This is a genomic window from Rhizobium skierniewicense, from assembly GCF_014196515.1.
GTDB classification, from domain to species: domain Bacteria; phylum Pseudomonadota; class Alphaproteobacteria; order Rhizobiales; family Rhizobiaceae; genus Agrobacterium; species Agrobacterium skierniewicense.
On the sequence record NZ_JACIDV010000018.1, the window covers coordinates 18,235 to 41,878 of the forward strand.

The 23,644-nt window shown below is 52.7% G+C and carries 28 protein-coding genes; 10 read left to right on the top strand and 18 right to left on the bottom strand.

Annotated elements, in window-relative coordinates; translation table 11 throughout:
- The first annotated feature begins 5 nt into the window (after positions 1-5).
- The 6 genes from virB11 to GGQ73_RS21285 all read left to right on the top strand — a co-directional run bounded on the left by virB11 (position 6) and on the right by GGQ73_RS21285 (position 6,663).
- Positions 6-1,022 carry a P-type DNA transfer ATPase VirB11 gene (gene virB11 / locus GGQ73_RS21260; protein WP_252094044.1) on the top strand — a complete coding sequence of 339 codons (1,017 nt, stop codon included), beginning with the start codon at positions 6-8 and terminating at the stop codon, positions 1,020-1,022.
- A 73-nt stretch (positions 1,023-1,095) separates the two neighbouring features.
- Positions 1,096-2,976 carry a type IV secretory system conjugative DNA transfer family protein gene (locus GGQ73_RS21265; RefSeq protein WP_234911052.1) on the top strand — a complete coding sequence of 627 codons (1,881 nt, stop codon included), beginning with the start codon at positions 1,096-1,098 and terminating at the stop codon, positions 2,974-2,976.
- 12 nt (positions 2,977-2,988) lie between these two features.
- Positions 2,989-4,581: an LPD7 domain-containing protein gene (locus GGQ73_RS21270; RefSeq protein ID WP_183897750.1), complete on the top strand. Its 1,593-nt coding sequence runs from the start codon at positions 2,989-2,991 to the stop codon at positions 4,579-4,581.
- A gap of 72 nt (positions 4,582-4,653) precedes the next feature.
- Positions 4,654-4,860 carry an antitoxin VbhA family protein gene (locus GGQ73_RS21275; RefSeq protein WP_183897751.1) on the top strand — a complete coding sequence of 69 codons (207 nt, stop codon included), beginning with the start codon at positions 4,654-4,656 and terminating at the stop codon, positions 4,858-4,860.
- Between the two features lie 62 nt (positions 4,861-4,922).
- Positions 4,923-6,110 carry a Fic/DOC family protein gene (locus GGQ73_RS21280; RefSeq protein ID WP_183897752.1) on the top strand — a complete coding sequence of 396 codons (1,188 nt, stop codon included), beginning with the start codon at positions 4,923-4,925 and terminating at the stop codon, positions 6,108-6,110.
- A 13-nt stretch (positions 6,111-6,123) separates the two neighbouring features.
- Positions 6,124-6,663: a restriction endonuclease gene (locus tag GGQ73_RS21285; protein ID WP_183897753.1), complete on the top strand. Its 540-nt coding sequence runs from the start codon at positions 6,124-6,126 to the stop codon at positions 6,661-6,663.
- Between the two features lie 45 nt (positions 6,664-6,708).
- Here GGQ73_RS21285 and GGQ73_RS21290 read toward each other — a convergent pair whose 3' ends face one another.
- The 12 genes from GGQ73_RS21290 to GGQ73_RS21345 all read right to left on the bottom strand — a co-directional run bounded on the left by GGQ73_RS21290 (position 6,709) and on the right by GGQ73_RS21345 (position 17,181).
- On the bottom strand, positions 6,709-6,990 hold the full coding sequence (locus GGQ73_RS21290) for an addiction module antidote protein (protein ID WP_183897754.1): 282 nt from the start codon (positions 6,988-6,990) through the stop codon (positions 6,709-6,711).
- A 2-nt stretch (positions 6,991-6,992) separates the two neighbouring features.
- On the bottom strand, positions 6,993-7,292 hold the full coding sequence (locus GGQ73_RS21295) for a type II toxin-antitoxin system RelE/ParE family toxin (RefSeq protein ID WP_183897755.1): 300 nt from the start codon (positions 7,290-7,292) through the stop codon (positions 6,993-6,995).
- 83 nt (positions 7,293-7,375) lie between these two features.
- A complete protein-coding gene (locus GGQ73_RS21300; protein ID WP_183897756.1) occupies positions 7,376-8,527 on the bottom strand; it encodes a relaxase/mobilization nuclease domain-containing protein in 1,152 nt (383 codons plus the stop codon).
- The gene (gene mobC, locus GGQ73_RS21305; protein ID WP_183897757.1) at positions 8,517-9,053 is read right to left on the bottom strand and encodes a plasmid mobilization relaxosome protein MobC; all 537 of its coding nucleotides are present in this window, start codon (positions 9,051-9,053) and stop codon (positions 8,517-8,519) included. Before mobC ends, GGQ73_RS21300 begins: the two co-directional genes overlap by 11 nt.
- 379 nt (positions 9,054-9,432) lie before the next feature.
- Positions 9,433-9,780, bottom strand: a complete 348-nt coding sequence (locus GGQ73_RS21310; protein WP_183897758.1) for a hypothetical protein — start codon at positions 9,778-9,780, stop codon at positions 9,433-9,435.
- Positions 9,781-9,793: 13 nt separating this feature from the next.
- Positions 9,794-10,792, bottom strand: a complete 999-nt coding sequence (locus tag GGQ73_RS21315; protein WP_183897759.1) for a ParB/RepB/Spo0J family partition protein — start codon at positions 10,790-10,792, stop codon at positions 9,794-9,796.
- Positions 10,789-11,532, bottom strand: coding sequence for a ParA family protein (locus tag GGQ73_RS21320; RefSeq protein WP_183897760.1), 744 nt, complete (start codon positions 11,530-11,532; stop codon positions 10,789-10,791). Before GGQ73_RS21320 ends, GGQ73_RS21315 begins: the two co-directional genes overlap by 4 nt.
- Before the next feature lie 130 nt (positions 11,533-11,662).
- Positions 11,663-12,235, bottom strand: a complete 573-nt coding sequence (locus GGQ73_RS21325) for a hypothetical protein (protein WP_183897761.1) — start codon at positions 12,233-12,235, stop codon at positions 11,663-11,665.
- 23 nt (positions 12,236-12,258) lie between these two features.
- The gene (locus GGQ73_RS21330; protein ID WP_183897762.1) at positions 12,259-14,220 is read right to left on the bottom strand and encodes a ParB/RepB/Spo0J family partition protein; all 1,962 of its coding nucleotides are present in this window, start codon (positions 14,218-14,220) and stop codon (positions 12,259-12,261) included.
- Between the two features lie 609 nt (positions 14,221-14,829).
- Entirely contained in the window at positions 14,830-15,003 is a 174-nt protein-coding gene (locus tag GGQ73_RS21335; protein WP_183897763.1) for a hypothetical protein, read from the bottom strand.
- Positions 15,004-15,550: 547 nt separating this feature from the next.
- Complete coding sequence (locus GGQ73_RS21340; protein WP_183897764.1) at positions 15,551-16,480, bottom strand: ArdC family protein; 930 nt, start codon at positions 16,478-16,480, stop codon at positions 15,551-15,553.
- Between the two features lie 500 nt (positions 16,481-16,980).
- The gene (locus GGQ73_RS21345; protein WP_183897765.1) at positions 16,981-17,181 is read right to left on the bottom strand and encodes a hypothetical protein; all 201 of its coding nucleotides are present in this window, start codon (positions 17,179-17,181) and stop codon (positions 16,981-16,983) included.
- A 294-nt stretch (positions 17,182-17,475) separates the two neighbouring features.
- Here GGQ73_RS21345 and GGQ73_RS23280 point away from each other — a divergent pair, with 294 nt between their 5' ends.
- Positions 17,476-17,853, top strand: a complete 378-nt coding sequence (locus GGQ73_RS23280; protein ID WP_327786371.1) for a hypothetical protein — start codon at positions 17,476-17,478, stop codon at positions 17,851-17,853.
- 261 nt (positions 17,854-18,114) lie between these two features.
- Positions 18,115-18,324 (top strand): sunset domain-containing protein, encoded by a 210-nt coding sequence (locus tag GGQ73_RS23070; RefSeq protein WP_234911054.1) that lies wholly within the window; start codon positions 18,115-18,117, stop codon positions 18,322-18,324.
- Positions 18,325-18,472: 148 nt separating this feature from the next.
- Here the strand turns inward: GGQ73_RS23070 and GGQ73_RS21355 are convergent, their stop codons facing one another.
- Both GGQ73_RS21355 and GGQ73_RS21360 read right to left on the bottom strand, forming a co-directional pair.
- Positions 18,473-19,069, bottom strand: coding sequence for a hypothetical protein (locus GGQ73_RS21355; protein ID WP_183897766.1), 597 nt, complete (start codon positions 19,067-19,069; stop codon positions 18,473-18,475).
- On the bottom strand, positions 19,066-19,638 hold the full coding sequence (locus GGQ73_RS21360) for a hypothetical protein (RefSeq protein ID WP_183897767.1): 573 nt from the start codon (positions 19,636-19,638) through the stop codon (positions 19,066-19,068). Before GGQ73_RS21360 ends, GGQ73_RS21355 begins: the two co-directional genes overlap by 4 nt.
- Before the next feature lie 285 nt (positions 19,639-19,923).
- Between GGQ73_RS21360 and GGQ73_RS21365 the strand changes: the two genes are divergently transcribed.
- Positions 19,924-20,793, top strand: coding sequence for a hypothetical protein (locus GGQ73_RS21365; protein WP_183897768.1), 870 nt, complete (start codon positions 19,924-19,926; stop codon positions 20,791-20,793).
- 53 nt (positions 20,794-20,846) lie between these two features.
- On the opposite strand, the gene GGQ73_RS21370 is transcribed toward GGQ73_RS21365, so the two are convergent.
- Together GGQ73_RS21370 and GGQ73_RS21375 are read right to left on the bottom strand one after the other, a co-directional pair.
- Positions 20,847-21,134, bottom strand: coding sequence for a hypothetical protein (locus tag GGQ73_RS21370; RefSeq protein WP_183897769.1), 288 nt, complete (start codon positions 21,132-21,134; stop codon positions 20,847-20,849).
- Positions 21,135-21,153: 19 nt separating this feature from the next.
- A complete protein-coding gene (locus tag GGQ73_RS21375) occupies positions 21,154-21,747 on the bottom strand; it encodes a recombinase family protein (RefSeq protein ID WP_183897770.1) in 594 nt (197 codons plus the stop codon).
- A 446-nt stretch (positions 21,748-22,193) separates the two neighbouring features.
- Here GGQ73_RS21375 and GGQ73_RS21380 point away from each other — a divergent pair, with 446 nt between their 5' ends.
- The gene (locus GGQ73_RS21380) at positions 22,194-22,667 is read left to right on the top strand and encodes a hypothetical protein (RefSeq protein WP_183897771.1); all 474 of its coding nucleotides are present in this window, start codon (positions 22,194-22,196) and stop codon (positions 22,665-22,667) included.
- Between the two features lie 27 nt (positions 22,668-22,694).
- Here the strand turns inward: GGQ73_RS21380 and GGQ73_RS21385 are convergent, their stop codons facing one another.
- Both GGQ73_RS21385 and GGQ73_RS21390 read right to left on the bottom strand, forming a co-directional pair.
- Positions 22,695-23,231, bottom strand: coding sequence for a hypothetical protein (locus GGQ73_RS21385; RefSeq protein WP_183897772.1), 537 nt, complete (start codon positions 23,229-23,231; stop codon positions 22,695-22,697).
- A complete protein-coding gene (locus GGQ73_RS21390; protein WP_183897773.1) occupies positions 23,228-23,524 on the bottom strand; it encodes a PadR family transcriptional regulator in 297 nt (98 codons plus the stop codon). Before GGQ73_RS21390 ends, GGQ73_RS21385 begins: the two co-directional genes overlap by 4 nt.
- Between the last annotated feature and the right edge of the window lie 120 nt (positions 23,525-23,644).

A 23,644-nucleotide genomic window follows, 5' to 3' on the forward strand; every position in this document is an offset into this window, starting at 1 on the left:
AGTGCGTGAGTGATGCGACGCCGCTTTTGACGTTCTTAGAGCCGATACAGCCTTTCCTTGATGAGGAAGGGCTGACGGAACTCTGTATCAACCGGCCTCATGAAATCTGGTGTGAAGGAAAAGACGGCTGGAAACGTCATGAGATTGCAGACCCGAAGTTGAGCTATCAAAGCTTAGCTTCCGGGTTTGCAAAACTCGCAGCTTCTTTCACCAAACAGAACATAGATGAGAAGCATCCAGTTCTTTCAACAACACTTCCAGGCGGTGAACGCTGCCAGATTGTCATTCCTCCTGCCGTCCCGTCCGGAACAGTTTCTATAACGATCAGAAAGCCGTCCGATGTATCGCTTAGCCTGTCGGACCTTGACGAGCGCGGGCTATTCGCCAAAGTCAGCACGCAGACTGGCAAGCTGAACGACACGGACGAGGAGCTTTTACGCTTAAAAGCCGCGCATCAATGGACGGAATTTTTTGACCTTGCTGTCCGCAGTCGAAAAAACATCATCATCAGCGGCGCCACCGGTAGCGGAAAGACAACTTTCTCGAAAAGTCTCATTCGATGCATTCCGGACAATGAGCGCATCATCACGATTGAAGACGCCTTAGAACTTGAAGTGCCTCCGCCAAACCATGTGAGGCTTATCTACTCAAAGGATGGTCAAGGGCAATCGAAGGCCGGACCGAAACAGCTTCTCGAAAGCTGCCTGCGTATGCGTCCAGATAGAATTCTCCTGCAAGAGCTGCGCGACGGCACAGCCTTTTTCTACCTCCGCAATGCTAATTCCGGTCACCCAGGTTCGATCACGACAGTTCACGCGGATTCGGCTGCGCTGGCATTCGAACAACTGACGCTTCTTGTGAAAGAGTCTGAAGGCGGTTCACAGATCGACCGCGACGACATTCGCGCCCTGCTGGTGATGCTCGTCGATATCGTGGTCCAGATCAAAAAATTTCCTGACGGCTCTCGTCGCATCACTGAAGTTTATTTCGACCCTGAAAAGCAGCTTGGACAGGGAATTTAACCAACGAGGATTTTAGATGCCAAACCAACTTCGATACGGCCTTTGGGCCGTAGCCGGGCTTCTCACAATCGCTTTGGTTTTCATCCTCTCATCGAACCTGGCTCTGGTATTTTTACGGTCGCATGATGGTGAACTTCATGTTCTGACCATCATCGATATGCTGACCTCTTCGAACGAACGGGAAAACGGAACCGCTCGACTTGCTCTCATCATAACTTGCGGCGCTGCTTTGTTCGGTGCGGGTGCTCTGTGGAAAGCAAGAGGTTCAAAAGCGCTTCATGGCACCGCTCGTTTTGCCACTGAGGCGGAAGTTCGAAAAGCAGGTTTGCGGGAAACGACAGGTATTATCGTCGGCAAGCTGAGGGGAAAATATCTCATCTTCGGCGGATCGGAGCATGTCATTGTCTACGCGCCTACGCGCGGCGGTAAAGGTGTCGGCGTCGTTATTCCAAACTTGTTGAATTGGGCGGATTCGGCAATTGTACTCGATATCAAGAAAGAGAATTGGCAGCTCACTGCCGGTTTCAGAAAACAGGCTGGGCAAGAGGTATATCTGTTTGATCCCTTCGACCCGGAAGGCAGAACTGCCCGCTATAATCCACTCGCATATGTGAAAAGGGACAACCCAACCGACCTCTATGATGACCTGCAACGGATCTCAGGGATGCTGTTTCCCATCGAAGGCCGCACTGTAGATCCGTTCTGGACCGAAAGCGCCCGCACCGCATTCATAGCGGTCGCCGGCTATATCGCTGAAACGCCTGAATTACCTTTCACGATCGGCGAGGTACTTCGCCAAATCGCAGCCGCGCCAGACATTTCCAAGCACTTCAAAGGCATATTGGAAAAGAGAAGTGAGGATCGGCCTCTATCCCAACAGTGCCGCACAGCGATGAACGATTTTCTGGCATCCTCGGAGAATACGCTGCAAAGCGTTAGAAAGTCGGTCAGTGCGAAGCTCGGCCTTTGGCTCAATGCCAGGATCGATGCAGCAACCAGCGCAAATGATTTCGATTTGCGGGAACTTAGGCGGCGGCCGATTTCGATCTACCTCGGTGTTACGCCTGACAATCTTGATCGCATGGCACCTCTGTTGAACCTATTTTTTCAGCAGGCCGTTGACCTCAACACTCGTGTTTTGCCTGAACAGGACAAAACACTGAAGCGCCAGCTCATGCTTATGATGGATGAGTTCCGGGCGCTCGGGAATGTCGAAATCATTGCCAAAGGTGTTTCGTATGTCGCCGGTTTCGGAATCCGCATTGTGACAATCGTTCAATCACCATCGCAAATCCGCGAAGTCTACGGTCCCGACGCAGCGCTTAACTACATGACGAACCATGGTGTGGAGGTCGTATTCACACCGAAGGAACACACCATAGCCACGGAATTAAGCGAGCGTTTCGGTTATGATACCGTCGCGGGACGATCCCGTTCGCGTGGCCTTGGCTTTTCTCGCTCGTCCAAGACCGAAACCACTTCGGACCAACGACGCGCTTTGATGCTCCCGCAAGAACTGGTGCTAACGCCATTCGAGGAAGAGTATCTTCTGAAAGGTGGCATCCCACCTGTGAAGGCCAATAAAATCCTCTACTGGAATGATCCTGTTTTCAAAAAGCGGCTCCTCCCTCCTCCCTCCTTGACCACAAAAAATCAGGTCAGCGATGCTCGGATCGACGTGTTGGAGCGGCAGGTTGAGACGCTGCGCAAAGCGCTTAATGAGCGAATTGCGCGAGAACCTACAATCGAAGAAATTACCGCGCCAGTGCAGGTAGCTGACGGCGAAGACGGCCTTATTTGGGAAATGCCAGACGGAACAGCTGTCGATCTGACATTCGAAGGTATCGATCTGAGCGACGATACCACCGTCAATCAGCAAAACGCAGAAACACGAGTAGGTGCCTTTTTCAGCGAGCTTTTGGATGGAAGGTCTGAAGGCCGCTCGATAGAATGAAAGGAATAATCCATGGCTGACGATGACAATAAAGCGCGTGATCTCGACGAGACACGCGAAAAGGTAGATGAAGCCGCCTCTCTCTTAGAGCCTGAAAACCCCGATTTGCTGGAAATTGCGCGCGATCCCGAACGCAGCATAGCGGCACCTGTACGGGGCGGCCAAGATCGAGGCGACACCGCGGGTGCTGGAACTTCTCTCCGTGACCAGTCAGAATCAAATCGCAAAACGGACTTTGTGAAATCAGACCGTCCGGCTGTCGAGGATGATTACCCCGACGAAATAAACCGCAAATACTACCGTAGGAAAGATTTCGCTGGCGACGATCACATTTATGCCGACGCAAAGGGGAGTCGTGAGCTTTTTCAAGTGAGCGGTGACAAGCTCAAGACCAAAAACGAAGACCCGCAGGCTGTCAAATTGATGCTGGACACAGCCGCGCATCGCGGGTGGACAGAAATCAAGGTCAAGGGAACAGAAGAATTCAGGCGTGAAGCATGGCTTGAAGGACAAGCCCGCGGAATAAACGTGACCGGCTACAAGCCGAACGAGATTGATTTGCAAGAGCTTAAAAAGCGTGAGCAGATGTTTCTCCGAAATGAAATAGCTCCTGAACTCGGACAACAATCACCAAACCCTGCCTCGTCCGCGAACGGCGCTGACGTTGAAAAAGCAAAGGAAGAGACAGAGGCGTTTGAACGCACACGCGCTGACCGTTCAAATCCAAGCTATAAGACCGGCATAGAAGGTACGGTTATCGAACAGGGCTCACGTCCCTACCGTGACGATCCCGAAAACGATCATTCCCCCTATGTCGTGCTTCGGGATGCCAATGGCCGCGAACACACCGCTTGGGGTGTCGGCCTTCCAGACGCCATGCTGAGGGCAGGTGCCAAGACAGGCGATCAGGTCCGTTTGCAAGAAGCCGGAATGGAGACAGTCACGAAGTCGGTCATCCGCACAGTTGATGGCCAACAGGTACGTGTCCAGCAACAAGTAGAGCGTCGGAGTTGGGATGCCGAAGTGACGAAGGAGCAAGAGCGCAGCGGCCAGGAGATGAACGAGCGCGAGCAACAGGAAGCACCGCTCGGCTCGGCAAGAGAGCAACGGATTAATGCAGCTGAAGCCAATGTAGCTCGATCCATCGTCGCAGGCGAAAACGCGCTTCACAGCGGACCGGCTCGCGATGCTGCCTTAGAGGATGGCAGGTTCGCCAATGAAGCACGAGCGAAAGAATATGCCGCGACTGGCCGCGGAGCCGGCGATGATCCTCAGTTACGCTCTGCCGTTGCTATGGAAGCATACGTTGAGCGTAAGCTGCGTGCCAAATTCCAGAATGATCCTGTCGCAGTTCAACGTGGACTAAGCACCGCGAGAAACAAGATTTCACAGGCTATTGCACGGGGTCAGGATTTCCCGAAGCCCCGCGTCGTAGAAACGCGAGAAGCTTCAAGAAGTGAAGAACGAGGGCGTGAAGTTCTGGGTGCGGAAGCAGAAAAGACCGGCAAGCAGATAGAACAGCGCGAGCAGGTTCAAGAGCAGACGAGGGACATGGAACGTGAATCCGCGCGACAGAATATCCGCGAACAAAACAGGGATAGATAGCTCAACACTTTGATTTAACTTGACTTTCCCCTGTGGAAATGGTAGTAATCGGTACTAATTGGAGGTTTGAACATGAATATTCATCAAAGCGTTCCAGACCGTTCGCCGGAAGCTATTGCACAGCGACGCCGTGCAGCTGATCAGGCTCGGGCGATGATTGCCAGACAGGGATACAAGCATAATCAGGTATGGGAAGATGCTACTGAAGCCTATGTGAATGGTGATATCTCAGACGTCGAGTACCGAGCAAAAGTCATCCGTTCGCCAAAGCAGGCTTGATCAATCTTATTGTAATCCAGCGGCCGCCTATATGGCGGCCATTTTTATGAGTTAGACATTTCATGAGTAATGATCCGTACTGCTATCCGAATCCGACAGGCAATCCAGATGGCGAGCGTGTTCTAAAAAATCGCTTTGGGATAACTTCTAACAAGGAATTGCGAGAAGAAGAATACAACGCAACGGGTGCTCGCATGATCCAGATTGAGATTGGCGACGGTCCCAAAGGCAAGTTTGACGCTGACCACCTCAAAGCCCTTCACCGCCATATATTCCAAGATGTTTATGAGTGGGCCGGTTACACGCGAGCTGAAACACCGATTGTTGACGGCGAACGTATGCCGCAGATTGGCTCGATCAGCAAAGGCGGGACGAACTTCCTCCCCGGCCAGAATATCGACATGGGCTTGGCCGACGCTTTCAAGGACTTAAGCGATCTCAGAACCCTCAAGGGCATTAGCGCAGACGAATTTTCAAAGCTGGCTGGAAAAGTTCTAGGCGATCTGAACTATGTTCACCCATTTCGAGAGGGAAATGGACGGACGCAGGAAACATTTATTGTCCAGCTCGGTCGCGAACTCGGCCACGAAGTGCAGTTAGATGTCGTGAGTAAGGCACGAATGATTGAAGGATCGAAAGAGGCCATCAGAGATGCCGACAGCAAAGCGCTCTCTCATGCTATCCTCGATTCCGTTGATCCCAACAGGCAGGGTGCTATTCGCTCAACTTTCGCGATGCTGAGAGAGTATGGCGAAGATCCGATGGAACACGATGTTCGCACAGCACTCCCAGGTGAGCGTGTCACTGGTAACCTAATCGATCATGACGAGCTAACAATAAAGGTTGCAGCCGAGAATTACATTGTCGTCGTGGACCGCCGGGACTTCCCTCAAAAAATCGAGGATGAAATGGAAGTCGATTTTGTCGCGACCCATGATTTCTCTGGTCATGACAAAGCGAGAACATATTTGGACGGTTCAAGGGAAAGCCTTCTTAGTGAGCCGGAATTGAGAAAAGCTGTCATTCTCGAAACGTACGTGACAGACAAGACAACCCGGCAATTCCCAAACGACAAAGATGCTGTTGATCAGGCCGTAAAGGTCGCTCGGGAAAAGATTGCAGGAATGATCGCCAACGGCATTGATATTCCCTCCCCTACCATACAGCGAGATCAAGACGTTGATCGCTCGGATATCAATCATTCGCCACCTGAAGATGATCGCCCAAAAGACTACGGACGCGAGCGCTAGAGCGCGTTAAGTCATGCAGGATCACGAAATAAAAATCATCGCAGTTGCGATCATCATCGCAGCAGGAATCTTGTTGCGGCGGCTTCTGAAACCCAAAGCGCGCATCCTGAGACATAAAAGAAAGCAGGAGCAAGCGCGCCGTGTCCTGGAAAAGATCAACACTATTCCTTTGATGCCACAACGTCTCGCCTACCTGCGCAAGATCGATCCTCTGACCTTCGAAGAACTATTACTCGAAGGCTTTGAGAGGCGCGGGCATAGAGTTGTTCGAAACACACACTACAGTGGTGATGGCGGGATTGATGGCTCGGTTCAGATAGATGGGGAAACACATCTCCTGCAAGCTAAGAGATATGCCAAGCACATCAACCGCCAGCACATTGCAGATTTCAGCGCTTTGATCGCCGCACGCAACTGCAAAGGTATTTTCATTCACACTGGCAGAACGGGCGCAGGCGCGAAAGACCTCGTCTTACAGGACCATCGTTTAACGATTTTGAGCGGCCAAAAACTTTTGAATTTCCTGAACTCAGAGACTTTTATAAAAGATTAGACAATTCCAGCGCTCACGAGGTGGTTTCATCGCGACCATGGCGGATCACGCCGCGCTTAGTGTCATCCGGAAGCCCAGCGCATGGATGATTTTGTGCATCGTTTCATAGCGAAGCTTTGACCCGGGTTTCAGGGCTTTGTAGAGGCTTTCGCGGCCAAGCCCGGAAGTTTCTGCGATCTGCGCCATGCCTCGAGCCTTAGCGACATGACCCAGCGCCGAAATGAAAACATCTGGGTTTTCATCCTCCATGGCTGCGGCCAAGAACTCCAGCATGTCTTCTTCATCGTGCAGGTACTCTGAAGCGTCGAATTTTTTGAACTGCGTCATAATCATTCCTTTCCGACGGTACGGGCCATTTCTATGGCTTTTTCTATGTCACGCTTTTGACTGGACTTGTCCCCGCCGATCAGCAGAAAATAAACGGTCTCACCCTTGCGCGTGTAATAGAGCCGATATCCCGGCCCGTAATGAATGCGCATTTCGGATACGCCCTCGCCTACCGGCTTGGAATCTCCGAAGTTTCCATGCTCTGCCGCAATAATGCGTGCAGCGATGCGAACCCTACCCTTTTTATCTTTCAGGGACTGCAACCAGCTATCGAACTGCGACGATATCTCAAAAGTGTTCATGGCTATTTGTATCCAATTGGATACACCAATACAAGCACAAAGTTTGCGTTTGATCGGGAGTTAGCAAAATCAGCTATAACGCATCACCGGGATCGACCTCCACCCCGCTCCGGTCCCGTATCACCTCTATCGCCAACTCTCGGTTCTAATTGAACATTTCTGTCCTGTTCCACCGACTTGCCCTGCGCATGCTCTCGAATCTGCTTTGCAAGGAGAGTGAGATAAATATCGCGCTGAAACCTTGGCTCAGGAAGCGACTGCGCAAAAGCCTCGACCTTTACCGCCAGCTGCCGGTCTGCGGAACTGGTGCTGGTCGCAAGCTCGCGGGCTGCGGCCCTGTAAACAGCTTTGACGCCTATGTTTTTCGCCTTCGCAGCGTCTTCCCAAGGGCGTTCACGCGCTCCCTGCCCCTCTCTGCGAGCCGCTCCAGAAGTCCGTGCAGTTCCTTTGACAAGCTCCTCGTAAGCTTGCTCCATCGAGCGCTTCTCATTGCGTGGCGTTAGACCACGCGCACGCATCTGTCGAAACTCCTGACGTTCCGATTTCATGCTGCGACCGCGTGAATAACGAGGCGTAGCCTCAGCATCGATTCCTCGATGCCGTAATGCTTCCGCAAACTGTTCCCGGTACTTTGAGAGAACGGCCTTACCGGGGTTGAACGCTCGCCCGTTATGTTGGCGACCCCGTACCGTCACATGAGCATGCGGATGGTTGGTATCGTCATGGAATGCGACCATAACATCGACGCGAGGCCGGATTTCCTTATCCACGAAATCACGGACCGCATCGCGGAACTGCGACCTGTCCACGCCGGGGGGCATGGAAAGAACCATATTCACCGAAAGCGACGTTTTGCGGACCTGATGCTGGCCTTTGTAAATGACCTCATCATCTGCCCAATCTCCATGTAGATCGCGAACCGCCTCTTTGCCCTTAATCGGGCCATAATCGGTTTCAGCTTCGACCTTCCCGTTTCTGGTAATGTAATCCATGTGCTGTTTCAGATGGTCGCCGTCCTTGGTGCGGCCCGAAATCTTCACCATCACTTCCGGTGCTTTTGATACGACGCGGGCAAGCTTGGCTTTCGCATCAGGGCTTTTTTTCAACGCCGCCATAAGCTGCGGGAACTGATCCTGATACGTCCGCATCTGCCCATTGCGAAGCCAAGCTGCGGAGACACCTACCCCTTTATAGAAGTCGTCATAAAGCGCTCGAACCTTGGGATCATTCTTCATTGCCGGAACCTTCCCAGGAACGAACGTTCCCTCTCGCCATCAGGTGCAAAGCCGTGATTGCTTTTGAAACTTCATCGCGAGCCGCATCGACTGCCTTTGCATCAACCGAGAATGAGCCGCCTTCCCTTCGAGCCTCATTAACTGCGCGGGTGATCTGGTTGAGGTTGACGCCAACCTTTCGAACCTGATTGACCAGTGCACGTATTTCATGAAGCTCGCCCACGGAAAACTGTGCGCCCGATCCTAACCGGACACGCACCACAGAACGCAGCCATTGCGAAGGCTTCATGCTTCTCTCTGCTGCTGCCTTCCTTACTGCTGAAACCTCGTTCTCAGACAGTCTGACCGAAAGATGCACTGCCCTCCCATGAGGGTCAGGCAGCGACGGAGCCTTGCCGTCGCCTTGACCGTCAACCGCCATCGAAACCAGACGACGAAGCAGAGCGGACTTACCGCCATGCGCCTTTGCCAACGCTGAAAAGCGTTCTGCAATGTCGTCATCAACGTGGGTGCCAAGAAGTTTCATAATCGCATCTTTAAAGAATTCAGTCGCGTCGGCTATCCTGCACTAGAATACGAGATAATGTAATAGTTTGCTTGAGCAAACACAAGCGGGTGCGGGATTTGCTCAAGAGAGATAACGCCTCGCTTCGCGAGTCCATTTGATTGAGGGCTACGCCCGAAAAGGGGCAAGGCGCTCACCAAGGGTTAACCCACAGGGCCGCTTGGATCGGTCCCTACATGACAGTCTCATCCAAGCAAGGGACGCTGCGCTTCTGCCCTTGCTTGGCCTCCCCTGCCCTGTTGATCGGGACCTGCGCGGCTCCGAGGGTTAACCACAAAGCAAGGCGCAAAAGAAAACCCGGCACAAAGGCCGGGTTTTCGAAACACGCAGAAGCTTGAAATCAAGTGTAGATCGTTATGCGATCTTCTGGCTGGAGCCGGAATAGCAGGCTGTCATACTTGACCATGATAACAGGCGCGATAAGTCCCATGGTGAGACCAATGGCGATTGCACCACCAAACATGCCAAACCCGAAATCGCTTCCTCTGTAGGCATTGGCGTACCAGAGTAATGCAGGCATCAGCACAACGCCGCCAACCCAACCCGCTACTGTTGTAAATCCGCAAACGATGGTTACAGGTCCGCGAGCAAACGTAAGCAGCTTCCATGCTGCCATGCGAAGCGACCAAAGGATAAAACGCGCTGACAACATGAAGGTGCGTTTAATGCCGTTGAACACCTGACCCATAACCATCACTCCTTTAATCCACGCGGATTATCTCAAATATCTCCAAGTCGCTTAGAGCGACTTCCTTGATTGTTGAACCGTTATCGAAAGAAACAGTCCCGAATTTAGAACCCTGCTCGGCTGGCTTATCTAGCAACAGCCTTCCAAAACTATCCCCTACTTTAACGACAACGGCGTGTGCTACGCTACCCCTTAACCTCGGGGATGAATTCTCTTGTGACTGATCGCGCTTCACTGGTTGCTGTTCAGTGATCGCCGCAGATTGGGCCTCGCCGACCTCAACCTTGTCTTCCGCAATGTCGGTCGATAGTGAAGTTAAGGGCGAGCTACTTTCGCTCTTGAGCGATTTCGCAAATTCGATTGCCTCTCGTTGCGTGATAGTTTCTCGTGAGGCAACATACGCCTCCGTAGCATCGGCATTAAGCCCATAGGCTTTATGAAGCTCATAAGCCGCACGAATACCAAAGCTTTCAGAGCGCTCTTGGATGGCAGGTGCCATGTCGAAGAAATCGACATACAGGGAAACCCAGGCACGAGGTTTGCCAAGCCCCGCCGCTATCACGGCAGGCTTCACGCCCTTAGCCAGTTCGTTACTTACAAAAAGCGCTATGTCATGGTGCGACAACGCTTCGCGTTGGATATTCTCAACCATCTGGTCATAGCCGTCGCTACCTTCGACCCTAATTATGACCGGTATCGTCTTACGTTTTGCAAGCAATGAAGCACGATAGCGACGCGCACCCATGACGATGACATGCTTACCATGTTTGTTTTTTGGGCGGACAACGATTGCTTGAAGCACTCCACGCTTCGATATCGAATCCGCAAGCTCCTGTAAGGCATCGGCATCAAAAGAGCGGCGAGGCTGATCGGGGTCTTCAATCACCATGTCCAGCGCAATTTCTTTGTGTCCTGCGGCTGGCTCCTTGTCCTGATCCTTTTTTGTGTCGAGTGCGGTCAAAGTATCAAAACCGGAGAAGTCGAGACCTTCAAATGTGTTCTTGCTGCTCATGCCCAAATCCGCCCTTCAATCTTTTCCATCAACTCACGCATCTCTCGTCCTGCTGCGCGAGCCGCTGTTTTTGTGTCTTTCCAAACCGGCTGTTTGCTTGCCGCCGTATCGGCATAACCTTGTCTTTGATGCAGAACCGCGTCGAATAGGAAACGAGCACCAAACTTGTCGATGAGGTCTTTCAGTAGGTCTTTCTGCGCTGGCTGGTTGGCGACATACTCGTTTGGCAAAATGCCAAGAAATTCGAGGTCTGGATTGAACTGCTTCTTTGCACCAACAATACTCTGTAGAACACTTTCGATACCTTGCAGCGAGTAGCCTTGAAGCTTGATCGGCGCGATAACGTGTGTAGCAAACAATAGTGGTCCGATTGACAATGCGTTAGCAGCCGGAGGGGTATCGATAACGCAGATATCGTAACCATCCCGCGCCCCAAGGATGTTTTCTCTCAACTGAGGAATCCCAAGCTTAGGGTCCGTGGCATAGTCTTTTAGTTTTTCGTCGGCTGCTATTGTCGTGATCCCCGGCGCATCCATGCCGGGAATGTCGACCGGACCAGCACATAAATCGGTACTGGTGATCGAAAGCAGATTGTCTTGAATAGTGCGTGAAGCGTTACGCTGCTCGTCCAGCTCGACAAGCAGCACACGCTTTTTTTCCGCAAAGAACCACGCAGAGTGGCAAGCGAGCGTCGTTTTTCCAACGCCTCCCTTACGATTGGTGAATTCTAGGATTTTCATTGATACCTTCCTAAACCTTACGGCTCATAAATTCGGCGCGGCGAAATCTCTATTTCTGAATAGCTGATCACTGATCAAAATGGAATCGTCTGCTCACTCGAAATGCAAAAAGTTTGCTCAAGCAAACTTTTCATTTCACTACTGGCGAAGACCGTCGCAGTCGGACGCGGAAGCCATCAAGGGGGGTTCCATGTATGCGGATGCCGTTTTCGGGCGCATCATTTCCGCCGTCATAGATAGGGTCGAGAACAGGAATAACGGTGGTGACGAGTTCGCTGACCATGGACGCTGAACGAGTGGAATCGATGATCTTACCGGCTTCGTTCACTTCAAACAGAACGACTTTGCCCGCGATAATCATGTCGCGGTCCTTGCTTTCCACAAAGGCATGAATGCCATTCATCGCAGCGTTTTTATCCGAGACAATCCGAAAGCCATCGGCATATTCACCAGTAACGGTGAAAAGGCATTCCAGCTTTTGATTGACTTCGATTTCTAATTTATCAGATGCCATTGTGACGGCTTCGATGGTGGACACTTTTGGATCGATCAAAAAAGCGGTGATGGTCGCATTCGCATTTGCCACATTAAACATCGCTGTCTCCAGTTTGAGAATTTCTTGATACCAGCCGGACCAAAACAAGTCAGGCGAATGGGAGCTAGACGCCCTCATTGTTTCGGCCCGGCTGAGGGGCTGGAGCATGACAAGATGCTCCAGTGTAAGACTTATTCAGCTGCGATTGCGAAACTGTCATCTGTTGGTTGGACCGCCTCTGGCACGTCTTCGTCATCGAGTTCCGGCGTGGTCAAGCATTCTGGCATGTACGCAAGCCCCATAATCTCGGCTTCTGCACGATGTACTGCCTCATGTTTTGGCAGCTTTTGCATCGCTGTAATGCGATCCTCTGCTATGCCTTGATCGCGCATGATATGTCCCATGGCCTTCTTCGAAATGCGATCCAAGAAATCAACATTCGGCGTCCACCATACAGACATATTGAAGTCCATCGCTCTAGCAATTTCATCTGACTGGATGATGCGGCCATCTTTGCGAATGTCATGACGATAGCGGATTGCGTTCGTATTCGCCGCTGAAACCGTCGCTAAAAGATTGAGTAGGACAGGGGTTTCCTGTTCAAGCAACCAGTCCCACAACAAGCCGGGTTCATGTGGCAGACCTATCTTGACCGTTTCCAGATGCTGCGCCCACTCAACATAAGCGCGGTGGCTGGATGGATTTTGAATAGCGCCGTCTAAAGCTTTATACTCGCCACGAACCTCTACAGCACTGGAAATCGACGGTGAGCCGTAATAGTTCGGGTAGAATGCCCGCACTAACAATGGCTGCAAAAGTGCCGCTAGCGCGACAGTCGGTTGGCGTGTCATTTCCACGCGCAAAGCTGCCGTTCGAATGGCTGTCAATTCTTCTACCAAAGCTGCGGAAAGGGTGCCTGTATCGCTACTTTCCTCATGCTTCTGTTGCTTTGCTTCGGTGTTGTCGGCGCTAATGCCTTCTTCGCCTCGTAGTTCAAGAATGGTCGCCCAATCATCCCGACGCACCCAACCTTTGGTGATCCGTGGTTCACCATTATAATCGAGGCTGACCAAGCAACCGGCGAGGGCGACTTCTTGTGGGTCGTAAGTATGAAGACTTGCCCTTATTTCCTCCTGTCGAGCCTCAATCGCGTCTACCCGTTCGGCTGCCTTGGATAGCTCATCTTCCGTTCCGGCCTCTGCGTTTAGCAATTCCGCCAACTCGTCATATTCTTTCGAAAGGCGATCATTCTCCTGCGAAATCTCTTCGCTAGGTTGGTTGTGTCGCGAGTGTATGCGCTCAAAGTCTGCCCTGATGTGAGCATTGCCCTCCAAGTCCGGTTCAGCCCAAAGCCAACCTTCTGCCTTGCACTGCTCTGCAAGTGATGCGAGCTTTTCTGTTGCCAAACGCACCAACAGAACGCGGTCGGACAAGAAGCTTTCATCGTCGTCGGAAAACAGGTCCGTGACCACGTTCCCACCTGCGTCTTTGTAGGCCGCTAGGGTCACAAAACGCGCTAGTTTGTGATCGCCGCGCACCTGTTCCTTTGACAAGGCTTCACGCAAAGCATGTGGCTGGCGCTGCCATGAATATTCTGAACCAAACCATGCGCTATTTTGCGCTTCGTGATCGTCGGACAATGCAAGCGCTTCGGCCTGTTGCATCGTAATTTCATCGGTTCTCATCACTTCAAGGATGCGCGGCGATAGGTGAGCGAGCTTCAACCGGCGACGGACAGTCATATGAGACATGCCGAAACGGTCGCCAATGGCTTCCGGCGTCAAACCGTCATCATTGAGCTTGCGGAAAGCCTCGATTTCATCAACAGGGTGCATGCGCTCACGCTGCATGTTCTCGGCCAGAGAAATTTCTGTGTCGCTCTGCTCATTCAGAACGTTGCAAGCGATTTTGGCATCGTTTTCCAAGCGACCTTCTTTTGCAAGAAGCCGTAGGGCGGCGAGGCGGCGGCTACCAGCGACAACCTCGAACTTTCCGCGTGATCCCTTGCGGACAGTCAAATTCTGAATAAGGCCATGCGCCTCGATGCTGTCTGCCAGTTCACTAATCCCGACTTGGGAATTAGTGCGCCGCACGTTCTCTGCGCTTGGCACGAGTTTGGACAGGGCAATGTTTTCAATGTTGGTAACAGTCATGGCAAAAACTCCCTTTTCGCCTGTGGGCGAGGCCACCGCCGTTTGCTTCGGTGAATGTCCTCATGACATTCACCGGAGCGAAGGGAGGGGGGCGAAGACCCCCGAGTGTCCGCGTTGAGGAACGCTCAAGGGGTTGGCGCACAAGAAAATCGGAAGGTTCGGCGCGCAGCGCTGAAAGCCGATTTTCGCAGGGCGGGCCGTAGGCCGGACCAACGCGCATCGCGCTTGCCCCTTGAACGGCTCCGAGCGGGGGCGCTTGGGCGAAACTGAAATGGAAAGAGGGGAGGCGGGCCTGCTGCCCGCCTGCTTTGTGAATGTGCGCGCTGGCGCGCTCCATCTGAATATTCGATCCTGCCTGCAATATCGAAACTGTGCGCGGATCTCGCGTGAGGGATCGTTACCCGAATGGGCCGAAACCGCTTGCGGGTTCGGGTCGCGTAGCGACTAGAGCCCGGCCCGAAGGGACACGCCCATGGGCTTGATTAGTAGATGCTGCAACTCGAACATACATTTCGCAGCGCCAGGTCCTTCAAAAACCAGCTTCCGACACCACTACTGCCCGCGATCTGACGCGGATGAACCGGGGGCGTTAGCCCCCGGTGCCCCGCGTTAGCGGGGCTTCTTGCTCCATTCCCCGCCAACTTCAATCTTGGCGATGAGAGGGATGGAGAGGGTCAGCTTGATTGTGAAGCGGCCATTCTTCACGACGGGCTTGATGAGCTTGGCGAAGTAAGAGCGGATGCGACGGCCAGTGCGGGCGAGGAATTTGTAGGTTGCGTTCATGGTTAGCTCCTTTCGGTGTCTGCGTTGATTGCAGGTCAAAGGTGGTCCTCGGCGTTGAGCGCTGTTGCACCCGTAGGGCCGCAGCGAAGCGGAGGACTTTGGACGGAAAGATTTTTGGAGCGGCTTCAGCCGCGGGCGCGAGGAGCCCGCTTGCGGGCGGGGAAAAATCTTTTTGACCAAAGTTGCAATGGCGCGGCCGAGGACCATACTGACCTGAAATCAATCAACGCAGACACCGAAAGGAGCGGTGGACGCTACCGATCTCGCCCGCACTGGCCGTCGCATCTGCTCGCTGGCAGGCTCGCACGGAGCGTGGCCGCTTCACAATCAAGCTGGCCCTCGGACCGCCGCCACGATTGGTGAGGAAATGGAGCAAGAAGCCCCGCTAATGCGGGGCATGGTGTAGCTGCGCGATCTCGCGCATCATTATTGCAAGCGTAGCGCGCGAGGCTGCAAAGCCGGAAGATCAAAACGGGCGGGTTCGATGCCCGCCCGCTTTGACCGCCGCAACGGAGAATGGCGGCCGATATACGGCCACCATCAATTCTCATGCTGCAAGCTGTTCTTCGCTTTGGCTTTGCTCTTGTCCGGGCTGCAAACTGTGAAGGTACGAAACCGCCTTTTCCGCCTGTGACGCCGCCTGAATAATCGCCCGCTTGTCGCCCTTCAAGACTTCGAGCCACGACTTGATATAGGCTGCGTGATCGTCACGCGGTTCTATTGCAAGCGCCATATCTGCGGCAAAAAATACGCTGCCAAGTTCGGCAACCAGTTCCTCCCGCGCTCTCTCGGATCGGTCCTTGCTGTAACGGCTTAGATCGCGGCCTACGCGATTTGCGGTCCAGTGGACCCCCTCGTGGGCCAGTGTCGTTGCAAACGCTTCTGCCGACACGAAAGCTGAAAACGGCGGCATTTGAATGTAATCTCCAGCAGGACTGTAAAAGGCTTGGCTTCCGTCCTCGCGGATGACCGCTCCCGTATTGGCAAAAAACTCATCGACGGCAGTGATACGCTCTTTTTCAACCGCACCTTCTGGCGCTTCTGCCTGAGCATAAAAATGATCTGGTAGGCCGTCGATCTGATCCGCGCAAAACACGCTGTAGCCCTTCAAGAAAGGGATGCGGCGTTTCTCGCCATCATCATGCTCGTTTTCTCCCTGCTTTTCGATTGCACCGGCGTAAACGACAAGGCAGGATTTTTCGCCCTTCCTGACCTGACCTTTAAGCTCCTGCGCCTGTTTGTAGGTCATCCAGTATGGGGAACGAAAGCCGCGCTCTGCTGCTGTCATCCATAGAAGCACGGTATTGATGCCGCGATAAGCTACGCCATTGTGTCGCAAAGGACGAATGGGCGAACCACACGCGCCCCACGGCTGCATCCATGGCCGCACACCTTGCTCAAGCTGCTCAATGATCTTGTCGGTGACTGACTGATAGATATCGCTGCGCGTTGTGTCCGTCTTTGCCTTGCCGCTCATAAGATTTCCCTTTTCGCCTGTGGGCGAGGCCACCGCCGTTTGCTCCGGTGAATAGCCTCCTGGCATTCACCGGAGCGAAGGGAGGGGGGCGAAGACCCCCGAGTGTCCGCGTTGAGGAACGCTCAAGGGGTTGGCGCACAAGAAAATCGGAAGGTTCGGCGCGCAGCGCTGAAAGCCGATTTTCGCAGGGAGGGCCGTAGGCCGGACCAACGCGCATCGCGCTTGCCCCTTGAACGGCTCCGAGCGGGGGCGCTTGGGCGAAACTGAAATGGAAAGAGGGGAGGCGGGCCTGCTGCCCGCCTGCTTTGTGAATGTGCGCGCCTGCGCGCTCCTTCTGATATAATTCGATCCTGCCTGCGATATTGAAACTGTGCGCGGATCTCGCGTGAGGGATCGTTACCCGAATGGGCCGAAACCGCTTGCGGGTTCGGGGCGCGCAGCGACTAGAGCCCGGCCCGAAGGGACACGCCATCGAGCTTGATTATGGATGTTTCTTCCGCTCACTCTTTCCCGCTCTTGTCAGCAATATATCTGGCAACCCTGAACACATGCTCGATGGCGTCGGCCAGATCGGCTGCTGCCTGACGCAACTCGGGGTCTGTCGAATTGTCTGAAGCAATTTCAGAGAAACCCTGCCTGAGCTTTTCGCAGGGATCAGCGATCGTATGAACGTCTCTCAATAAATCTGGCACCGATGCCATCATCGTACCTCGCAAGTATTTTGCGCTCGTTCTATGGTATCACTCATTAAGATGAAGCTCATCGAACATGCGCAGTTTTAATGACTGCAAGATTGGCTGCTATGGACAGGTTATGAAACAGCCAAGGGATGCCGAAGCTAGCAAACTCAAACGTGACCAGATCACTTACATTGGGCCGGTTCCTGATCCGGTCAACACGGCGCTGGATGATCTTCCACAATACATCACGCTTGGTTGCTTTTGTTCTTCGTGTGAGCGCGAAACGTGGATCGACCGGGAGGCAGTCCGCAAGAAATGGGGAAACGCCTTTCTCGCTTCACTGCAAGCAAGATTACGTTGTCGAGCCTGTGGCAACCGCCTCGGAAATCGATGGATCATGGGTCAGTTGCCTCGTTAGGCCCAACTGCAGATTTGCACATTGCTAACGGCGTGATTGTTGTGAATCGTGCAGGGATGACAAGCGATGCAAAATCACTTTCCGATATCAAGATGAAGCCCTCAACCGTATTCATGCTTAACCAGCATGGTTATGAAACGGTAGAGGACATGGCTCACCTGCCGAGCGTTCAAATTCTGCGTCTTCCCTGCATGGGGGGTAGCGATTGGCGCAAGCTCGCGGCTGCTTTAGGCCGCGAACCGTTTTCTGAACTGGCTCGACGTAAAAAATCATAGCGGTGTTTTCCACAAGACTTCGGCCGTCACTTCGGCGCAATTTGGATAAGCGCGTTCTGGCCTTCGTCTGCTTCGCCAGCGCTTAGCGCAGGCTCCGGCCCTGTGGGCTGGAAAAGCGAACCAAGCACGGAGCGCTCGTAGACCGATAGGCTGGATTTTAGCCATCAGATCAATAATATTTGAATATCAGCATAGTATATGGCTCATATGAGCAACTTCGGCCTTATAGTGATAGCATCATCTACTGCGGCTTTTCTAGCCATGGGCGGATATACGTTGCTGCCGCGTGAACTGTGGGATCCGGCATGCAATATCAAAGGTAACATCAGTATCAGTTCTGGGATCCGGATTTTTCATGTTCCCGGACAGTACGACTACGATTCCACCCGCATCAGAACAGACTACGGCGAGCGCTGGTTCTGTTCAGAAGCCGACGCCCGGAATGCTGGTTGGAGAAAGGCAGGCAGATGAATTCTACCGGAAGTCGCCTTTTGGCCCATTGCGGACGTTCCTTAGGCATTCCCCAGAAGTCTGAAATGGGGGTAGAATGCGGGCAGTTTGCTCCTCACGCATTCGCGTGACATCGACCTGCTTTTCGAGGCTATCTCACAGCGCTTTTTCAAAGCGCATCAAGCTCGGCGCCAGCCTTGCCGGCCTCGAACGCCTTCTTCCCCTCTTGCTGGACGTAAATGAGGCGCCAGAATGTGCTCTTGTGATTTGAATTAGCCGAAAGCTCGACTGTGGTGGCATCTGATTTGTAAGTCCGAAACCAATTGGCCTCGTTCTGGCTAAGGGAGTACGCAAAATTTTCCGCCCTACCATAGAAGGTATCGCTGGGCCGACGTTCGTACACCCCAGTCTCGGTATAATTCTTTGCCAGAGAAGCAGCGAGTTGATTGTAACGGTCTATGATGCGGGATCCATACTGGTCATTGACGAACTCTTCCCCTAGAACCACGACACGCCAGAGGCGATCGTCATGCCCGAACGACAGCATCACAAACTTCATGTCAGCCAGCGCCTTGGGCAAAGAAGTCGCGACGTAAGTTTTGCCGAACGTCGCGCTCTCCGCAGGACGCAGTACAACACCGAGTTTTTCGATTTCGGAAGCACTGACCATCCATTTGAGGCCAAAAGGGGCGGAAGCTTCCTGAGCGAGAACCGGCTGAATCAGCGTCATTAGAAGGAGAGCAAGAAAGGCCAATGTTTTCTTCATAGCGCGTCACCGTCCTCCACTGTTTCCTGGCCCATGGGAGTTGCGGACCGCCCCTCAGATAGCCGGTTCCAAGTAAAACCATACCGTTCAGACAGCAGCGCCAATTGAAGCTGGGAAATACTCAATTCTGCTGTCGCAGCATTTGCTAAGGCGATTGCTTGGACTAACCCACCGGTGTACCGACTGGCCTCAGCGCTTAAGCGGTCACGCTCGCTCGTGGCTGCGGCTAGGTCTGCCCCGATAGCAGCAATCCTTCTTTCGTCCGGCTGATGGAGCTCGCCATTCAAATTATAGTTCAGGTCGATCCGCCGCAGGAAGCTGAGGCGCTTCTGTTCTAGCATGGCAGCGGTCACCTTCAGCGTTTCAATGCGAACATCGATGAGGCTGCTGATCGCACCGCCGTCGTAGCGAGCCTTTTGCGCTTCTGCAGTAGATATCTCGTTTGCAATATTAACGAGGTCTCGGTCCAGATCTTCAGTGCTAGGATCACTACCAGCGTAGCTGATGAAAGCCAGGCCGCCACCTAGCAAAATTAGGCAAGCAACTGCAGTTGCAATGATGGTTTTCATGAAAGCCCCCTCCCATATAAATGCTTTATTATCTGGCCGCATAAAGAGACGCAAGCGCGACCTACCACTCAACTTAACTGTTGCATGAAAAGTGAAAGCGGACAGCAAGCTTCCGGGATTTCTGGCATGTGCGTCAACGACTTAAATAGAGGCGAGAGGCGAAATTGATCGAAGCGTGCCGCTACGTCTGCTCCTGGCGCGAAGCGGACCATTTGGGTGGCGCTATGCATGCACGCTTTCAATGTGGTAATCCGAGTTTAGGTTAAGTTGTAGACGGAGACTGAATTGCCGAAGTTGAATAGTGTTCAGCCGCCGAAAGATGAACGGCCGATGGGCGAAGCCACTTTCAACTATGCAAGCTATGATGGGCGGTTTGTAATCGGCGCAGCGTCTTGGGCGTTTGAGACTCGCTGGAGCAGTGCAGGTCAAGGGTCAGCCCATCTTTACAACGATCCAGCAGGTATTGAAGGGGTAGCAATAGCAGAAGACGTTGCAACTATCGGTCAGGTGACACCAAAAGTGGTTGCTGCCGCTGACTTCACCTCCCGCACCCGGACGCCCCGCGTTGGGCAGATCGCTCTACTTCGAAACACTTCAGGTTTTTTCGCAGCAGTCGAACTCCTTGAGGTCGGTCATTCAAGTTTGCCATCTGGCAACGTCATACGCCTGCGCTTTGCAATTCAAACGGATCGCTCAAGCGACTTCTCGCCCTTCGCGTCCGCATTCGATGACCGACAGGCGCTGATTGGTCAATTGCTTGCCGCCGCCACGGACGCTGAACGCGCAATACATGCAGTGCCGATCGGCCAGGGCATAGGGAGCAGCGACTTCATTGGAATTGGCCATAATCAACCGCCCGACGAGTTCGCCATTACAGAGGACGACCGCACCAAGACCCTAGCAGCGATAGCCACCATCCGGCAGGAGTCAGCTACCGGTTCGCCATCTACCAGCAGACTGCGAGCTGCCGGGCAGACGATCGCGCGGGTGGCCGGCATGGTCGCCAAGTGGATCGGTGCCAAGGCTGACATCGCTACCGAGGAATTTGCGAAGACGGTAGGCAAGACCGCAGCAATCGCCGCCATCCCGGCATGGTTGATGGTGCAAACTACGCTCACTGCGCTGATGGACATCCTTGCAAAAGCCATAGGTTAGCGCAGCGATGACTTCCATTGGCGCAATCCAGACGTCATTCACATGTATACTCCCTAAGGTCGGAATGAAACGGATGAGAAAATCCGCTTCAAAAACGATTCATTTTTAGCTTCCTTATCAGCGCTTGCTGGGTCAGATCCCTCGACCTCTTCATCAACTACGAGCGCGTGAGCTTCGATAACCTGCGCCGGGACGGTTATGTATGTCGTCTTTATTTCATCAGCTTTTACAGCGACTGTGATCTCGCCGCCTGCTCTTACCAGATCGACAGCTTTAAGCGCCGCGGCCTGTTCGTCGTCTGCCTCGATGAGAACGGTTTGCGTAACGAGAAAAAACGGCATGACTTTTCCGGCTTCACTTTCATTGAGAATTTTCCGTCGTCGGAAGATTACGATTGAGGCATCGGTAAACCGTCGCACGCCCGATACCGAAAATATCCATCAAATCACTGATGGAGTATTCTCCGCTATCATATAGTCGGCGGAGATCCTTTTCGCGCTTGGCGTTCAGTTTCGGAGCACGACCTTTCAACTTGCCCTTTGCGCGAGCAACGGCAAGTCCCTCTCTAGTACGCATCCGGATTAGATCAGACTCGAACTCAGCGAATGTTGCCAGAATATTGAAAAACAGCCGTCCCATCGGGTCGGCTGGATCGTGGATCGAAGATCCAATCTGAAGCTTCACTCCGCGCCTCGATAAATCGTCACATATCGAGCGAGCGTCTGGAACGGAGCGGGCCAGCCTGTCGAGCTTCGGAACGACTAGGGTATCATGCTCTCGCACCGCTGCAAGGGCCTGATCCAGACCTGGGCGATTGCGGTTCGTGCCGCTATAGCCGTGGTCAGTATAGATGCGGTCAGGTTCTACACCGAGTTTGTGAAGTGCTGTGATCTGAGAAGCGAGGTCCTGCTTGTCAGTCGAACAGCGAGCATATCCGATAAGGGTTCCTGTCATCCTCACGGTGTATCATATAACGCCCGTTAAGCGAGAATTAATTCGGACCAGTCTTGTGAGAATTTCGAAGTGCCGATAACTGGCCTCTGGCTATACAACTGACACCTTCATTAAAATGTCCGGATAAGGATCGTTTGCGGACACTTAACAGAAGAGCAATGCGACGTCGTGATTGAGATGTTTTCCTCGCGCTGCTTTCGTAAAATGGTGGGCCCGTCATGTGGCTAGCACTGCTGAGCGGATCAGGTTCAGGTTTAAGCGCGACTATAGTTCATGGCGTGATTTTGATACTTTGGTGCAATCCTGAAAGCAGAATCAGCTAAGTGGTAATAAATTTTTTCTTGTCTCCTGAACATTGGAAATAGGGAGACGGAGCCGTTGCCTAGACCTTTGCAGTCGAGCGACGGCTCTCTCTCTTTGAACAGGACATTCGCGAGGGGTAACATTTGATCACGTGGTGGGTTGTTGTTTTTGACTTTGCTAAAATTGTTGTTCAGGCAGGGTTGGCTCTTTTAGTCGCTTGGTCCGCTGTTAAGTGGGCTCTAGGTCGATACAAAAAGGAAAAGCATTGGGAGAAGAAGCTCGCGGCTTATTCAGACGTCTTAGCGGCTACCGGCACTATGAACCAGATAATCAACGAGTGGATAAGGGAGGAGGCACTAGATGGGAGTTCTGCGACTGATGACAAGGGAACGCGTTACAGAGTCTTGATGCGAAAGCTTGAAGAAACAATACCTGTCGCAGCTTTCATCTTACCGCCAGAAGCTGCGGCTCTTCTAGCAAAGTTACAGACTGACCTTCACGAATCATCAAATATTGACCGATCTTGGATGTCCACTTTGCAGCAGGAATGGTCAATCCTCGAACGAACCCGCACTCAGCTCATGAAACTTGGAAAAGCTGATCTAGGCCTCAAATGAAACTTCGCAGGTGGGGCTGCGGCCCCACTACTCGCTCTTGTCATACCAGTTGAAGCATTTTGATAGAAGATGAAACGGCAGACCGACAACATATGTCAAAGCACTTAGGATCAAAGAGTAATTCAGGTGGCGTTTGATCTTTTTGGCCTCAAGGTAGTCGTTTTTATCGAGAGCTTCGTAAAATTCAGCGCGACTGTCTGCGACCATTTGGCCGTAAACGCGCTCAAATACTGACTTTGGTAAAACCGCTTGCAAGATTCCTATTGCGCGATGACCCGGCGGGCGCTCAATTTTATATTCTTTTTCGACGACAGTTCGGGACCCCTTGATGACTGACGCTAGCGTCTTTGCCACCTGCCGGTTCTGTGCTTCGCTGAGCCACATTATTCCGTACACTGTTTGCTTAACAAAGCTCTTTGGGCGGAAATGGTCAACAGAGTTGTGTCCCATAAAGTTTGAGTTGAACTGATGGGAGAAAAATTTAGGTTGCATGTCGGCATCTAGAGAAAGCGCTTGGCGTTCACCAGAGCCACTATCGTCATTTGAACTCTTGTCGGAATTCATACTGCATATCCTTCGCTCAATGTCATAAACTCCTTCCGCAATTCAGAGGCGCGCTCAAACACACGCTGACCTTTTCCTGTGATCCAGTAGCGCCTTCTAGGAAGGCCTGGCATTGATGGCTCCTTTTCAGCTTCGGATTTCACCCAATCTTTCTCCTCCATGCGGCTCAGATACACATAGATTGTGCCGCGCTTCAGCCTCTCCGACTCCTTCACCATTTCCAGACCGTAGAGGCGGTTACCTGTCATCAGCAACCGCAAGATTTCCATCTCCAGTTCCGTAGCTCCAAACATAATCAATCCAATCAAACGGGAATGTATGAGTCTTACATAAGATAAGAGTTGAGTCTTACAAGGGGTAGGAATTAAAAATCGTTAAGGGTCACACGGTCGTCAACTTAACCAAACGATAAC

Excerpts from the sequence above, each read along its gene's own strand:
- GGQ73_RS21270 (WP_183897750.1), top strand. The coding sequence starts at position 2,989 with ATGGCTGACGATGACAATAAAGCGCGTGATCTCGACGAGACACGCGAA.
- GGQ73_RS23280 (WP_327786371.1), top strand. The coding sequence starts at position 17,476 with ATGGGGAAACGCCTTTCTCGCTTCACTGCAAGCAAGATTACGTTGTCG.
- GGQ73_RS21325 (WP_183897761.1), bottom strand. The coding sequence starts at position 12,235 with ATGCTCCAGCCCCTCAGCCGGGCCGAAACAATGAGGGCGTCTAGCTCC.
- GGQ73_RS21360 (WP_183897767.1), bottom strand. The coding sequence starts at position 19,638 with ATGAAAACCATCATTGCAACTGCAGTTGCTTGCCTAATTTTGCTAGGT.
- GGQ73_RS21310 (WP_183897758.1), bottom strand. The coding sequence starts at position 9,780 with ATGGGTCAGGTGTTCAACGGCATTAAACGCACCTTCATGTTGTCAGCG.
- GGQ73_RS21280 (WP_183897752.1), top strand. The coding sequence starts at position 4,923 with ATGAGTAATGATCCGTACTGCTATCCGAATCCGACAGGCAATCCAGAT.
- GGQ73_RS21275 (WP_183897751.1), top strand. The coding sequence starts at position 4,654 with ATGAATATTCATCAAAGCGTTCCAGACCGTTCGCCGGAAGCTATTGCA.
- GGQ73_RS21375 (WP_183897770.1), bottom strand. The coding sequence starts at position 21,747 with ATGACAGGAACCCTTATCGGATATGCTCGCTGTTCGACTGACAAGCAG.
- GGQ73_RS21340 (WP_183897764.1), bottom strand. The coding sequence starts at position 16,480 with ATGAGCGGCAAGGCAAAGACGGACACAACGCGCAGCGATATCTATCAG.
- GGQ73_RS21390 (WP_183897773.1), bottom strand. The coding sequence starts at position 23,524 with ATGTTTGGAGCTACGGAACTGGAGATGGAAATCTTGCGGTTGCTGATG.
- GGQ73_RS21315 (WP_183897759.1), bottom strand. The coding sequence starts at position 10,792 with ATGAGCAGCAAGAACACATTTGAAGGTCTCGACTTCTCCGGTTTTGAT.
- mobC (WP_183897757.1), bottom strand. The coding sequence starts at position 9,053 with ATGAAACTTCTTGGCACCCACGTTGATGACGACATTGCAGAACGCTTT.
- GGQ73_RS21355 (WP_183897766.1), bottom strand. The coding sequence starts at position 19,069 with ATGAAGAAAACATTGGCCTTTCTTGCTCTCCTTCTAATGACGCTGATT.
- GGQ73_RS21320 (WP_183897760.1), bottom strand. The coding sequence starts at position 11,532 with ATGAAAATCCTAGAATTCACCAATCGTAAGGGAGGCGTTGGAAAAACG.
- GGQ73_RS23070 (WP_234911054.1), top strand. The coding sequence starts at position 18,115 with ATGGGCGGATATACGTTGCTGCCGCGTGAACTGTGGGATCCGGCATGC.
- GGQ73_RS21295 (WP_183897755.1), bottom strand. The coding sequence starts at position 7,292 with ATGAACACTTTTGAGATATCGTCGCAGTTCGATAGCTGGTTGCAGTCC.
- GGQ73_RS21330 (WP_183897762.1), bottom strand. The coding sequence starts at position 14,220 with ATGACTGTTACCAACATTGAAAACATTGCCCTGTCCAAACTCGTGCCA.
- GGQ73_RS21300 (WP_183897756.1), bottom strand. The coding sequence starts at position 8,527 with ATGAAGAATGATCCCAAGGTTCGAGCGCTTTATGACGACTTCTATAAA.
- GGQ73_RS21345 (WP_183897765.1), bottom strand. The coding sequence starts at position 17,181 with ATGGCATCGGTGCCAGATTTATTGAGAGACGTTCATACGATCGCTGAT.
- GGQ73_RS21285 (WP_183897753.1), top strand. The coding sequence starts at position 6,124 with ATGCAGGATCACGAAATAAAAATCATCGCAGTTGCGATCATCATCGCA.
- GGQ73_RS21370 (WP_183897769.1), bottom strand. The coding sequence starts at position 21,134 with ATGCCGTTTTTTCTCGTTACGCAAACCGTTCTCATCGAGGCAGACGAC.
- GGQ73_RS21290 (WP_183897754.1), bottom strand. The coding sequence starts at position 6,990 with ATGACGCAGTTCAAAAAATTCGACGCTTCAGAGTACCTGCACGATGAA.
- GGQ73_RS21385 (WP_183897772.1), bottom strand. The coding sequence starts at position 23,231 with ATGAATTCCGACAAGAGTTCAAATGACGATAGTGGCTCTGGTGAACGC.
- GGQ73_RS21335 (WP_183897763.1), bottom strand. The coding sequence starts at position 15,003 with ATGAACGCAACCTACAAATTCCTCGCCCGCACTGGCCGTCGCATCCGC.